Source organism: Streptomyces lucensis JCM 4490 (assembly GCF_014650035.1).
Taxonomy (GTDB): Bacteria; Actinomycetota; Actinomycetes; order Streptomycetales; family Streptomycetaceae; genus Streptomyces; species Streptomyces lucensis.
The window spans coordinates 412,947-425,670 of record NZ_BMUE01000002.1 but is presented as its reverse complement, the minus strand read 5'-3'; the positions used below and the strand labels follow the sequence as shown (position 1 = coordinate 425,670).

16 protein-coding genes are annotated in these 12,724 nt (G+C 71.1%); 5 read left to right on the top strand and 11 right to left on the bottom strand.

Annotated features, from left to right (window positions below; translation table 11 throughout):
- Positions 1-82: 82 nt before the first annotated feature.
- Positions 83-352 carry a hypothetical protein gene (locus IE177_RS06055; protein ID WP_190013694.1) on the top strand — a complete coding sequence of 90 codons (270 nt, stop codon included), beginning with the start codon at positions 83-85 and terminating at the stop codon, positions 350-352.
- Between the two features lie 189 nt (positions 353-541).
- Complete coding sequence (locus IE177_RS06050) at positions 542-820, top strand: hypothetical protein (RefSeq protein ID WP_190013693.1); 279 nt, start codon at positions 542-544, stop codon at positions 818-820.
- A gap of 268 nt (positions 821-1,088) precedes the next feature.
- On the opposite strand, the gene IE177_RS06045 is transcribed toward IE177_RS06050, so the two are convergent.
- The 5 genes from IE177_RS06045 to IE177_RS06025 all read right to left on the bottom strand — a co-directional run bounded on the left by IE177_RS06045 (position 1,089) and on the right by IE177_RS06025 (position 4,493).
- On the bottom strand, positions 1,089-1,427 hold the full coding sequence (locus tag IE177_RS06045) for a hypothetical protein (protein ID WP_190013692.1): 339 nt from the start codon (positions 1,425-1,427) through the stop codon (positions 1,089-1,091).
- Positions 1,428-1,637: 210 nt separating this feature from the next.
- The gene (locus IE177_RS06040; protein WP_190013691.1) at positions 1,638-1,952 is read right to left on the bottom strand and encodes a hypothetical protein; all 315 of its coding nucleotides are present in this window, start codon (positions 1,950-1,952) and stop codon (positions 1,638-1,640) included.
- A 97-nt stretch (positions 1,953-2,049) separates the two neighbouring features.
- Positions 2,050-2,292: a hypothetical protein gene (locus tag IE177_RS06035; RefSeq protein WP_190013690.1), complete on the bottom strand. Its 243-nt coding sequence runs from the start codon at positions 2,290-2,292 to the stop codon at positions 2,050-2,052.
- A 153-nt stretch (positions 2,293-2,445) separates the two neighbouring features.
- Positions 2,446-3,858 carry a condensation domain-containing protein gene (locus IE177_RS06030; protein ID WP_190013689.1) on the bottom strand — a complete coding sequence of 471 codons (1,413 nt, stop codon included), beginning with the start codon at positions 3,856-3,858 and terminating at the stop codon, positions 2,446-2,448.
- Between the two features lie 278 nt (positions 3,859-4,136).
- Positions 4,137-4,493 (bottom strand): carboxymuconolactone decarboxylase family protein, encoded by a 357-nt coding sequence (locus IE177_RS06025; protein WP_190013688.1) that lies wholly within the window; start codon positions 4,491-4,493, stop codon positions 4,137-4,139.
- Positions 4,494-4,693: 200 nt separating this feature from the next.
- On the opposite strand from IE177_RS06025, the gene IE177_RS06020 reads away from it, so the two are divergent.
- Positions 4,694-5,827 (top strand): PP2C family protein-serine/threonine phosphatase, encoded by a 1,134-nt coding sequence (locus IE177_RS06020; protein WP_190013687.1) that lies wholly within the window; start codon positions 4,694-4,696, stop codon positions 5,825-5,827.
- 7 nt (positions 5,828-5,834) lie between these two features.
- Here the strand turns inward: IE177_RS06020 and IE177_RS06015 are convergent, their stop codons facing one another.
- From IE177_RS06015 to IE177_RS05995, 5 genes are all read right to left on the bottom strand, one after another.
- Positions 5,835-6,476, bottom strand: a complete 642-nt coding sequence (locus IE177_RS06015) for a hypothetical protein (RefSeq protein ID WP_229815912.1) — start codon at positions 6,474-6,476, stop codon at positions 5,835-5,837.
- Entirely contained in the window at positions 6,473-7,702 is a 1,230-nt protein-coding gene (locus IE177_RS06010) for a cytochrome P450 (RefSeq protein WP_190013686.1), read from the bottom strand. Before IE177_RS06010 ends, IE177_RS06015 begins: the two co-directional genes overlap by 4 nt.
- Positions 7,703-7,714: 12 nt before the next feature.
- Positions 7,715-9,109, bottom strand: a complete 1,395-nt coding sequence (locus IE177_RS06005) for an NAD(P)/FAD-dependent oxidoreductase (RefSeq protein WP_190013685.1) — start codon at positions 9,107-9,109, stop codon at positions 7,715-7,717.
- On the bottom strand, positions 9,106-9,333 hold the full coding sequence (locus IE177_RS06000) for a ferredoxin (RefSeq protein ID WP_190013684.1): 228 nt from the start codon (positions 9,331-9,333) through the stop codon (positions 9,106-9,108). The genes IE177_RS06005 and IE177_RS06000 overlap by 4 nt, the downstream gene beginning before the upstream one ends.
- Positions 9,334-9,539: 206 nt before the next feature.
- Positions 9,540-10,094, bottom strand: coding sequence for an ATP-binding protein (locus IE177_RS05995; RefSeq protein WP_229815911.1), 555 nt, complete (start codon positions 10,092-10,094; stop codon positions 9,540-9,542).
- A gap of 156 nt (positions 10,095-10,250) precedes the next feature.
- Here IE177_RS05995 and IE177_RS05990 point away from each other — a divergent pair, with 156 nt between their 5' ends.
- Positions 10,251-10,850, top strand: a complete 600-nt coding sequence (locus IE177_RS05990) for a TetR/AcrR family transcriptional regulator (RefSeq protein WP_190013683.1) — start codon at positions 10,251-10,253, stop codon at positions 10,848-10,850.
- 72 nt (positions 10,851-10,922) lie between these two features.
- Positions 10,923-11,396: a VOC family protein gene (locus tag IE177_RS05985; protein ID WP_190013682.1), complete on the top strand. Its 474-nt coding sequence runs from the start codon at positions 10,923-10,925 to the stop codon at positions 11,394-11,396.
- 148 nt (positions 11,397-11,544) lie between these two features.
- Here the strand turns inward: IE177_RS05985 and IE177_RS05980 are convergent, their stop codons facing one another.
- Positions 11,545-12,513: a hypothetical protein gene (locus IE177_RS05980; protein WP_190013681.1), complete on the bottom strand. Its 969-nt coding sequence runs from the start codon at positions 12,511-12,513 to the stop codon at positions 11,545-11,547.
- Positions 12,514-12,724 lie beyond the last annotated feature (211 nt).

The following is a 12,724-nucleotide window of genomic DNA, read 5'->3' as shown; positions in this document are numbered from 1 at the left end:
GATGGCGGTTCATTCCTATCTTCCATAACTGTAAGGATTCGGTCCGTTACGGACCGCACCCACTCACTCCACCGGAGATGACATGCGCAAGCTTCGCAACATCGCCGTCCTGGTCGCCGCGCTCGGCAGCGTCGGTCTGGTCGGCGGCACGGCCCACGCCGGCGGGGACCACGACGGGTTCAAGGTTTCGCAGAGCACCACCTGCAAGTCGCACGACCTGAACGTCGACGTCCTCGGCGAGGTCGGCATCCTCAACGGCCTGCTGGGCAACGCCCTCAACGGCGAGGGCAACCCGGGCGCCCAGTCCACCAGCCAGGGCTCGACCATGGGCTGCAACAACAGCGCCTTCTGAGGCCCTGCCCGCGCTAAGGGCGCGGACAAGTGAATGGTCCCGGCTCCGGGCCGCAGGCTGGGCGCCGGGACCACTGCTGTGCAACACCCGGCCTCCGGACGAACGGTGCTCCACACCAACGTCGACGGCACCGCGCGGAGGCCGGACTCCCACGCATCACACATCTTCCTCACGCCCATTGGAGGGCACATGTTCAAGCTCCGCAAGGCCGCCGTTCTCGTCGCCGCGCTCGGCGCCGTCGGTCTCCTGGGCGCCGGCACGGCCCACGCCGGCGGCCACAAGGGTGGCAACGACTTCGACGTCAAGCAGAGCGCGTCCTGCACGTCGCACGACCTGAACCTGGACGTCCTCGGCGAGGTCGGCATCCTCAACGGCGTCGCCGGCAACCTGCTGAACGGCGAGGGCAGCCCGGGCGCCCAGGCCACCCACCAGGGCTCCTCCGCGGGCTGCAGCAACAGCGCCTTCTGAGGCCCTGTCCGCCGTGACGGCGGACACCGAATGACGTGACGTGACAGGGAATCCCCGGTGCGGCCGGCCAGCGGCCGCCGCACCGGGGATTCGTCGTTCACCGTGGGGATTCGTCGTTCACCGTGGGGATTCGTCGTTCACCGTGGGGATTCGTCGTTCACCGTGGGGATTCGTCGTTCACCGTCCGCTCACCTCTCGGTGGACCACCTCGCGGAAAACAGAAGTGCCGGGCCGGAACGATCCCGGCCCGGCACTCGCCCGCAGGTGCTCAGAACCCGAAGGCCGGCTTCTTGAATCCCTTCGGCAGTTGCGCCTCGTTGGAGCAGTCCACGACCGACCCGGTGCTGGCGTTCCCGTCACCCAGCAGCCGGCCGTCCGGATCCGCCTGCGGACGGTCGACCGTCGAGCAGTTCTGCGCCTGCTGGACGATGTGCACGCCGTCCTTGTCACTGTGGGTCTCGCTCTTGTGGACGCACACGACGCCGCTCTCGGTCCGCTCGCAGTCACCCGAGGGTCCGTTCGCGTACGCCTGTCCGACACCGAGGCCGAACGCGGCGAGACCTCCGACGAGCCCCGACACGACGGCGATCTTCTGCGAAGTGAACATGTGCTGTTCTCCTTTACGACGGAGGCCCGGACACGCGCGCCATGACCGGCGCGCACCCGGGCCTGAGAAGGTCGAAACAGGGATGAGCCTTCGGCATGTCCGTACCGGCCTCCGCCGGCTTCGACTACCTGACGTGAGCCTACATGCACGGCCTGTCACCACAGGGGATCTACACCCCGCGATGTCGGCCCGACGCGCAGGCCGTCCCGCCTACTGACCGTCGGCCACTCCGGCCGCACCCGTCGTCGCGGCACAGGTCACCTCGGGCCCGAACCGCGTCGTCCCGGACCCCACGGCGGCGGGCAGCGTCACGGGCTGCACCGGCATACAGGTCTCCTGGTGAGGGATGACACCGCTTTCGGGAACCGTGCCCTTGATGTGCTGGGAGCAGGTGACGGTGCCCTCCTGGTCACGACTGCAGGTCCCCGGACCTCCCGCGGCATGCGCCTGGGCGATGCCGGTGCAGGTCATGACGAGGCCGCCGATGAGCCCCGAGACGGCCGCGATCTTCTTCCTGCTGAACATGTGTGAGTCTCCTTTTGGGGGCCGGGAGAACGGGGCCCGCCGGGGCTGACGCCCGGGGGCCCCGTACCGGACGTCGTACAGGACGACGACGCCGGGATCAGCCGTTGAAGGCGCTGTTGTACTGGCCACAGGTGGTGTCCAGGGTGCCGGCGAGGCCGAGCACACCGATCGGGACGTCGTTCTCGACCACCGTCTGCGGGCTGCACTCCTGGTACGGACGGAAGAGGTCGGAGACGTGCGGGCCGGTGTCGGTGGTGGCGGCGGTAGCGGTGCCGACGCCGATGGCGGAGAGCCCGCCAGCCGCCACTGCTGCGATCACGACCTGCTGAAGCTTGCGCATGGAACCCTCGGTCCTTCGACATTGATTGCCTAGCGTGACGGCGCAGACACTAGCAGTAGCGGGACGCGCCATTCCACTTCGGGCATCCCTCGCGAGGGTGATAAAGCGGCCGGGACGCATGAACGGGCGCCGACCGGCGACGGGAGCGCCCCGTCAGGAGAACGCCGGCTCCGCGACACCCGAGTGCTCGTGCGCGGACACCGAGACGATCAGGTCCCGCAGCCCCTCGAAATAGCGCCGCACGTTCTCGCGGGCGACGCCGGTGTCCGGGTAGCGGCAGGCGAACCACAGGCCTTCGTGCAGCCGGTTGACCCAGGCACACACCTGATCGCCGTACGACACCCGGATCAGCCCGTAGGCCTTGCCCTCGGCCCACCGTGCCGAGCCGGGCGCGGGACGGGCGTCCACGTACGAGACGATCGAGTACATGTCGGGCGACGTGGGGCGGAAGTCCGCACCGAGCAGACGCAGTACGCGGGCCAGCGGAATGCGCGCCAGCGAACGGTTGGCCCGCAGCTGGGCGCGCACCGCGGCGAGCGCGCCCTCGAAGTCCCGGGCCGCGGGCACCTCGATCGGGGCCCCGCCGACGTACCAGCCCACGGAGTCGGACCACGTGGACTTCACCCGGGTGTGGAACGGCACGACCGTGCGGTAGACCGGCTGCCCGCCGAGTTCGTGGACGATCAGGCTGGTCGCGGCCAGGACGCCCACCTGGCTGCCGCCGTAGGGCCGGCAACGCGCCTCGAAGGCGGCTGCCGCGTCGGCGCCGACGAGCGGTTCGCACACCAGCTTCTGGGTGGGCAGCGCGCCGCCCGGCCGCAGACCGAGGTCGACCGGGAACTCGGGCAGTCTCCCGTCGCACCGGCCGATGAACTCCCGCCAGCGCGCGACGATCGCGTGGGTGTCGTCGATCCCGTCCGCGTTCATCCGCTCCAGTTCGCAGAAGTCCACGTAGCTCCCCGCGGACATGCCGCCGGCGGACCGCCCCGTGACGTCCGCCGTGTACAGCTCGTGCACCTCGTCCGGGATGCGCTGGAGCGAGTAGGCGTCGACGTTGGTGTGGTCGAAGGCCATGTAGACGCTGGTGGAGTCCTCGCGCACCACCGCCGCGTAGATGAGGTTCGGCCAGCCGAGCGCGTCCGCCGCGACATCGAATCGATCCTGCAGGTACCGGACCAGCGCCTTGGCGTCGGCGAAGTCGCCGATCACCTCGCGGTGCAGCGACACGTCGTCCTCGCCGAGCGTGAACCGGTGCATGTCGTCCCCGGCCCACCTGAAGCCGCTGCGCAGCGTCTCGTGGCGCAACGTCCAGCCGCGCAACGCCCGCTCCAGCGAGCCGAGGTCCGCGGGGCCCGGCAGGTCGAACGCCGTGCCGAGCCACGTGGGCACGAACAGCCCGTCCTCCCGCACCGACCGGGCCGTTCTGATGTGCGACTCCTGGATGTACGCCGGTGGCCGCGGATCCGGCGGCAGCGCTGCCGCGGCCGCGACGGTCGCCGGGCTGAACGTCCACTCGACGAGCCGGCCGGGCCGGACCTCGCAGCGCTGAATGTCAGAAATTCGCACGGTGGCGTCTCCTTCGCAGAAGACACCAGCTTGATCAAGGCGAGGCCGTGCGCGAGCGGTGCTGGCTGTGTCGCCGGCTTTTCAGTGCAACGTGTGACCGTACGAACGGGCGAACGATCACGGGCCGTCGGGAAGGGGACCGCCGTCCACTGGGCGCCGGTCCGGCGTCGGAATTGCGGTGACGGAACCTCACCTCGCAGGGCCGGCCCACCGGTCACCGCGGTGTGCCGGCCGGCGTCGGCGCCCGGCGAGCGCCGACATGAGCACGGAGGGGATCCTCAGGGAGCGTTACGGCTCCGGGCTTCCGCCTGGGCTATGGCTTCGGCCTCGCTCTCGGCCAGCGCCAGCGCGACGCCGAACGCCTGGGCGATGTGGCCCGCGGCCGACATGACGCGTGCCGTCCCCACGACGGGGGCGATGGCGACGAGGAGGTCCTGCAGTTGCTCGACCGTGAAGTCGGCCTTCATCGCGGGGTCGATGTGGGCCAGGTACGAGATCGCCGGTGCGTCCATGGCCACGAGCGCGGCGACGCGGGCGAGGATGAGCGTCCGCTCGTCCATGTGACAACGCTCGACGGAGTCGATCGTCATGGCGGCGATCATGTCGAGTACGGGCGTCTCGGATGCAGTGGCCATAGGTGGACCGCCTTCTGGTGCCGTAGGGAGTTCGACCGCCACCCCCACAACGCGGCGATCCCCTGCTCGCCCTGCGGTCGCCAGACAAGCGTAGGCATCTTCGGACGGTGGCGCGCGCCGAGCCTCGTGCCCGGGTCCGCGGTGAGCGCGGCCGTGAACCGCGAGTGGAGCGGCGGGCCGCGGCGAGGGAGGCTGGGTGCATGAAATCGCCCTTGCGCTCGCCCCCGCGCCCAGGAGCGGGCGGGCGCGGCCGGTTCCTCTTCACGCTGATGCAGTGTTCCCCCTTCCTGATCGCACTGGCCGTCCTCGTCATCGAGCTCACGCCGGCGCACTTCATCTACACCGGCCCCTTCCTCACCGCGGTTCCGGCGCTGGCCGCGGTGACGATGGGCCCCAGGGGCACCGCCGCGGCCACGGCCCTCGCGCTGGCGATCAGCGTGATCACCGCGACCCACAACGACGCCTGGGGCAGCCTGCAGGTCTACACGAACTTCCTGGCCCTGGGCCTGGTCTCGGCGGCCGGCTTCATCACGAGCGGCGCCATGCAGGCGCGCAGGCAGCGAGAGCTGGACCAGGTCCGCCGGATCGCCGTGGCGGCCCAGGACGTCGTGCTGCGGCCCGTGCCCGCGCGGCTGGGCCCGGTGGCGGCGGGCAGCCTGTGCCTGGCCGCGGGGACGGGGGCCCGGGTGGGCGGTGATCTGTACGAGGCCGTGGAGACCCCTTACGGCGTCCGGATGATCGTGGGGGACGTGCGGGGCAAAGGGCTCTCCGCGGTGAGGGCCGTCGCGGTGGTGCTGGGCGCGTTCCGGGAGGCCGTGCACTACGAGGACGAACTCGTGGAGGTCATGAACCGATGCTCGGCGGCGCTGCGGCGGGAGGTCGCCGTCCCGGGCGCGTACGGCGAGGAGGTCCTCCTGGAAGGGTTCATCACGGCGCTCGTCGCGCAGGTGCCGGACGAGCCCGTGGTGCAGCTGGTCAACCGCGGGCACCCGCCACCCCTGCTGCTGCACCGGGGCGGGGCGACGCCTCTGGTGCCGTCCTCGCCGCTGCCGCCCCTCGGCCTCGAGGACCTCGCCGGCGACCTCCCCGCCAAGCCCGAGAGCTACCCGTTCGTCCCGGGTGACCGTCTGCTGCTGTACACCGACGGCGTCATCGAGGCCCGCGACCGCGACGGCGAGTTCTTCGCTCTGCCGGAGAACATGGAGGGGATACGCGCCGGCACCCCTCCCCAGGTCTTCCTGGAACTGCTGCACGACGCGCTGGTCCGCCACACCGGTGGCGACTTGGCGGACGACGTGGCGATGATCCTCGCCGACCGGCACGGCACCCGGTGAGCCGCGGTCAGTAGCGCTGCGCCTTGGCCAGTACGGGCGTCAGCTTCGGCTCCGGCGGCTGGTGGCTGAAGGCGATCGGCTGTTCCTTCTTGCCGGGCTGGAGGTGTTCGGCGCCGACGTACCGTGTCTCGACCACCTTGCCCGACGCGTCCTTGAAGTCGACCTGCACGGCGTAGGAGGCCTCGCTGCCGGTCTTGTTGGTGATGGTGACCAGCACGGCGAGCACTCCCCCGGTCTGCGCCCTCGGCAGGCCCGTCATGGCGACCTCGGAGACGGCGTTGCCCCGGCCCGTGACGCCCTTCAGCTCCTTCTCCGCCGTCGCGCTCCTGCGCTGCGTCTCGGCGTCCACCGACGCCTTGAACTCGGAGGCGCGTGCGGAGGCGGAGGACGCCGCCGCTGAGGCGGAGGCCCGGGCCGAGCTGACGGCCTCGGAGGCCGACGACGCCATCGCCGAGGGCGGTGTCCCGGAGAAGGACGAGGCGTTCGGTGAACTGGAGGCGCTGGGCTGCGCCGTGGTGCCACCGTTCTGCCCGGCTCCACCGCCGCAGCCGGCGACCACACCGGCGAGGAGGACGCCGCCGAGCGAACTCGCCAGCAGGATCCGGCGACGGCCCCTCAGGCCGGCCCGATGGGCGATGGACGGCTTCACTGTGCCCCCTGACCCTGCTGGACGTTCAGATGGATGGGACCCCGCAGCACCGGGCTGCGGCGATACGGTGGCGGGTCGGCGGCCAGCCGGGGGTGGTCGAGGCGGCGTACCAGCCCGGTCAGGGCGATCTGGGCCTCCAGCCGGGCCAGTGGGCCGCCGAAGCACAGGTGGATCCCGCTGCCGAACCCGAGGTGCTGGTTGTCGCGCCGGTCCGGATCGAAGCGGTCGGGATCGTGGAAGCGGTCCGGATCGCGGCTGCCCGAAGCCAGCATGAGCATGATCTGCGAGCCCTTGGGGATGACGGTGCCGTCGACGGTGATGTCGCTGTAGGCCGCCCGCCAGGGAATGATGTGCACGGGAGGCTCGTAGCGCAGCAGTTCCTCGACCAGCGGAACGACCAGGTCCGGTTCGTCGCGCAGTCGTCGCAGCACCTGCGGGTGGCGCAGCAGCGTGAGCATGCCGTTGGTGATGAGGTTGACGGTGGTCTCGTGGCCGGCGATCAGCAGCAGGTTCGCGGTGGCGACGATCTCCTCGTCGGTCATCCGCCCGTCCGGACCGTCGTCGTTGGCCAAGCGTGACAGCAGGTCCTCGCCGCCCGGCCGGCCGTGGCGCTGTTCCAGCAGGCCGCCGAGGTACCGGTGGAGGTCCACGCGGGCCTGGACGCCTTTGTCCAGCTTCTCCTTCGGGTCGGTTCTGGGGTCGTAGTCGATCGAGTCGACGATGTCGTTCACCCACACGCGGAACCTCGGTTCGTCCTCGCGCGGCACGCCGAGGAGGTGGCAGATCACCGTGACCGGGAACGGGTAGGCGAAGTCGTCGACGATGTCGATCTCCTCCCTGCCCGCGAAGCCGTCGATCAGGCCGCTGACGGTGGCGGTCAGGTCGCCCTCCATACCGGCCACCAGCCCCGGCGTGTGCGGCGGCCCGAAGTGGCGCATCGCCATGCGCCGCAGGCGGTCGTGCTCGGGCGGGTCCATGTTGATGAACGGCGGGGTGGTCCGGCTCTCGGCCGCCTCCATCGGACGCGACAGGTTGCGGACGTCGGAACTCAGGTGCGGATCGTGCAGCAGGTCCATGAGCGCGCGATAGGTGCTGACGACGTAACTGCCGTCCTCCTGCCGGGCCACCGGCGTCCGACGCAGTTCGGCGTAGAGCGGGTACGGGTCGGCGCGGGAGGAGTAGTCGAGGATCCGGCGCAGGGTGTCGGGCGTCCGAGTCGTGGTCATCTCGCTTCCCTCCTACCGGTGGTGCTGCTGTGCGGCCGTGACCCGCCGCTCACCGGGGTCATGGCCGGTGACGACCACGGTGGCGCCCTGGGCGAGCAGTTGGGGACCGGGGAAGTCGACGGGCACCGGCTTCATGTCGGCGGGCTGGTCGGGTGTGGGGCAGGGCGGCGGGAAGGGGGCGGCCGTCTCGATCAGCTGCCGGTAGTGGTCGAGCCACTTCGCGTTGTTGAAGCTGACCGCCGCGGTGACGCGGCCCTGATAGCCGTAGGCGGCGACGAAGCGGCGGTCGGCGACGGACCCCTGGGCGACGACCACCTCGTCGGCGAAGGTCGGCACGCCGACCGACTTGATGTTGACGCCGAACTGGATCGACCAGAACACCGGGAGGGACAGGTGGGGCCAGCGGTCCGCCTGGCCGCTGACCATGTTGTGTGCCGCGATCTCGGCCTGCTCCACCGCGTTGGCCCAGTGCTCCAGCGAGATGAGCCGGTACTCGTAGACCGGGTTCGGGCAGCGGGCCACGTCTCCGGCGGCGAAGACGTCGTCGGTGACCAGGCCGTCGAGGGTGAGGGCGCGGCACCCCGTGTCGCAGGCGATCCCCCAGGGTCCCGCCGCCAGCCCCGAGCCCGTGAGCCAGTCGGTGTTGCGGATGCCGCCGAGTGCCACCACCGCCACGTCGGCGTCGATCGTGCTGCCGTCGTCGAAATGAGCCCGGCGGAACCGTCCCTGTGCGTCGCCCTCCAGCCGGGTGACCTTGACACCGCAGCGCAGGTCGACACCGTGGGCGCGCTGCAGGTCCGACGCGACCTCGCCGATCATGGCGCCGAGCGCCCCGACCAGCGGCGCCGGTGCCAGTTCGGCGACCGTCACCGGGATGTCCCGCTCGCGGCAGATGGACGCGATCTCCGATCCGGTGAATCCCGCACCGATGACCAGAACGCGGGAGGGCCCGGCGGAGAGGGCCCGTTGCAGGCCCTCGGCGTGCTCGCGCGTGCGCACGACGAACACCCCCTCCAGCGCCGCCTCGGACTCGACGAACCAGGGCCGGGCCCGCACCCCGGTGGAGATCAGCACCCGGTCGAAGGGGATCTCCCGGCCGTCGGTGAGACGCACCCGGTTGGTGGCCAGGTCCAGCCCGCCGGCGGGTACGCCCAGCAGCCACTCCGCGTCGACGTCACGGCGCCGCGGCAGGGTGGTGCCGTCGGCCGGCACCCACCCGGTCAGCACCTGCTTGGACAGGGGAGGCCGGTCGTAGGGCTCGCCCGACTCGTCGCCGATCATGGTCAGGGATCCGGTGAAACCCTCGGTGCGCAGGGCTTCCGCGGCCCGCAGTCCCGCCAGGGACGCCCCGACGACCACGATGCGGCCGTCGCGCTTGAACGCCTGCAGGTTCTCGGCGCTGGTCATGACGCCGACGCCTTCGCCGGTGCGTCCCGCCCCTCCAGCCGATCGACCAGGATCGCCTGGACCGGGCAGGCCGCCGCGGCGCGCAGCACCTGCTCACGCCGGGCGTCGTCCGGCGTCGGGTCGTACATCAGGGCTTCCTCGCCGTGCATCCGGAACGCGTCCGGGGCCAGGAACGCGCACTGCGCATAGCCTTGGCACCGGGAAAGATCGACGACGACTCTCATCCCGACCTCCAGGGACTTCGAGTTGCGGACCCTGGCGGCGGCGGTGCGTCGCGCGCGGCACGAGCCCCGGCTGGAGAGGGGGCGCACCGACCGCGCTCGTCGGGTCTCCGCAGAGAGGACTGATCACCGTGCAGTGGGTGACTGGCGGGTACGGAACCGCCTGAAGATCCCGTGTCTTCCTCCCGACAGCCTATGCCGCGCTCACATCACCCGCACTCCGGGAAGCCGGCGTCCTCGGCCCGCAGCTCGAACCAGATGGTCTTGCCGGTGGCGGTGCGCGTGCTGCCCCAGGCATCCGCGAGCAGGCCGACGAGCTCGACACCCCGGCCGCCTTCCGCGTCCGGATCGCCGGTGCCGCGTACCGGGTCGACGGGCTCGGTGTCCTCGACCTCGCACAGCAGGCGGGTGCCGCTCAGCCGCAGGTTGAGCCTGAGCGGACCGCGAGTGTGCCGCAGGGCGTTGGTGACCAGCTCGCTGACCAGCAGCTCGGCGGCGTCGGCCAGGTCCGCGACGGCCCAGTCGTCCAGTTGCGCGGTGACCAGCCGCCGGGCCCGGCGCACGGAGGTCAGCTCCCGGCCCAGGGGCCAGGACGCGTCCCAGGCGGTGGCGCGGCCGCGCGGTGCGCCCAGCGGCCTGAGCGGCGCGAGCATGCGGGACCACAGGGCCCACTGCCTGGCGACCCACGACAGGTGAGCGGCGTGGGAGGGCCTCCTCCCGGCCTGGTGAAAGGCGACGGGGTGGCCGAGGGCCCAGGAGGCCATGGGGATCAGTCCCTTCTCCGACGGCCGAGCGGTCCGTCCGGTGAGCGTGCCCGGCAAGGTCCGGGCGGGCGTGCATGTAGCGGTCGCTACATCACAATCATAGACGTAACCACCGCTACAGTAAAGAACCCACCAAAACGGACGCCTGGGAGTCCCATGCCCCGCCCGCCCGACCCGGCCAAGCGCCGCGACCTTCTCGACCGGGTCCGCGAGTACGTGATGCGCAACGGCCTCGCCGACCTGTCCCTGCGCCCGCTGGCGAAGGCCCTGGGCACCAGCGACCGCATGCTCCTGTACTACTTCGGCACCAAGGAACGGATGGTCACCGAGGCCCTCGACATCTACGAGCACCGGCCCCTCCTGCGCACCCGCACGCTGCTGGAGACCGTCGGCTCCCCCACGGACCCGGCGGGCCTGCGCCGCTTCATGGAGGAGGTGTGGCGACAGTTCAGCGACCCCGGCGTGCGCACCACGCTGCCGCTCTACCTGGAGGTCATGAGCGCCAGCGTTCTCCACCCGGACCGCTACGGACCCGTCATGCGCGACATCGTCACCGAATGGACGGACCTGCTCACCTCCGTGTTCCGTGACCTCGGCCTGGCTCCGGACAGGGCGCGGGCGCAGGCCACCCTCCTGACCGACGCCTCCCTGGGCCTGCTCATCGCCCCCCTGGCGGACGGCCACTGGGACCGGGCCCACGAGGCCTTCCACGCCCTCCTCGACAGCCTGGAACCCGGATGGCACGCCCCGGCGTGACCACCGATGAGTTCCGCCGGCCGGGCCGGTCCACAGGACGCACGCCATCGAGCCACCGACTGGAGACCCACCATGACCGCTCCCGCACACCCCGGCCGCATGCTGTTCGTGACCATCCCCGTAGCGGACCTCGAGCGCAGCAAGGCGTTCTTCGCCGAGCTCGGGTTCGGCTTCAACCCGATGTTCAGCGACGAGACCGCCGCCTGCATGCCGGTCGGCGAACGGGCCTTCGTCATGCTGGCCGGCCACGAGAAGTTCGCGGAGCTGGCGAAGCTGCCCATGGCCGACCCCACCACGCACACGCTGGCGCTGTACTGCTTCAGCGTGTCGTCCCGCGACGAGGTCGACAGCGTCGGCGCCGCCGCCCTCGCGGCGGGCGGCACCCAGGCAGATGACGCCGAGGACCACGGCTTCATGTACGCACGCAGCTTCTTCGACCTCGACGGCCACGGCTGGCAGGTCATGTGGATGGACCCGGCTGCGGCCGAACAGGGCCCCGAGGCGTTCGCGGCCTCCGTGCAGGGCACCGACGGGAGTGGCCGCTAGAAGCCCGCACCGGGCCGGGCGCCGGTCACGGACGACTGATCGGCCCTGGCCCGGCACTCCCTCCGCTTCGATGCCGTACTCCTGGACCAGCTGCTCCAGCCCCTGTGCACCCCTTCCCGCCACACCAGCCGACGTGTGGTGGCCGGGGTCAGACGCAGGGTGCGGTCGGGGAAGGCACAGCGGCCCTGCCCGGTCGTCCGGTGCGAACCAGCGTTCGCAGCATCGCGGCACCCGCCCCCACGGCCGCAAGGTGCAGGCATGCCGCGAGCGCGAGGTCTTCCGGCAGGGCCGCATCGGCCGGTTGCGCGACCATCAGGTACAGGGTGAACGGAAGCTTCCAGCCGCTCCAGGCGAACAACGAGCCCGAACCGAGCCAGCCGAACACCACCGGGCCCCACCGGGGAACTCGTGCGGGTCGACCTCGGACGGCAGCCAAGGTGGCGAGGGACGCCACGAACGCCCAGAGTCCGAAGACCCCGGACAGCGCGTACCAGGCAAGGTCCCGCTCACCACGGTGGGCGACACCCGCAGTGCCGCCTGCCGCCCAGTACAGCCAGACGAGACCGACCGAGGCGCCGACCACCGTCATCCAAGGCAGCGCCCTAGGCGAGCACTCTCCACCGTCCCCGAGCCGGCCCACGAACGCGCCCGGCCAGCGCCGCCGCATGTACGCGGGCAGCGCGATGGCCAGACCCAGCCCCATGCCCACGAACCCGGTCTGGACCAGGGCGGCCTCCCAGCCCGGCATCGACGGACCGGCATCACTCCCGCTCTTCGGATCGCCGTCCGCCGACCCCAGTAGCGAACTGACAACGGCGTACGGCAGCACGGGGACGAGGAACCCCGTCCCGACCCAGGCACAGAAGGCCAACGGCGCTCCCGGTATGCGCATCCCCCACGGCTGCACCAGCGCGAGCGCCACCGCGATGCCGATCCCCGCCATACCGATGGTCGCGCTGTTGAGCACCACCCACCCCGCCTTGCCGAACCCGGTCCCGACAGGCAGCAGCCCCAAGAGCGAGCCGACCACCCACGACACCTTGATCAGCAAGTAGGGCGTCAGCGCCAGCGCCGCCCCGTATGCCGCAACCCGCCCTGCCCGATCCCATCGGTCCACCTTGACTCCCCATCCCGGCCACGGAGTTCAAGTCTCATCCGCCGCTGCCCCATGGGCGTCAACCGCCGGGCGCATCCATGTCATCACCCAGGAGGAGGAAGAGTCATCGCCCAGGAGGAGGAAGAATCAGCCGACGGGAGCACGGGGAACCGCTGGAGCGCGTTCTCTGCGGGGCGGATCAAGGGGTACTGGCGACGCCGGCGGGCGACGA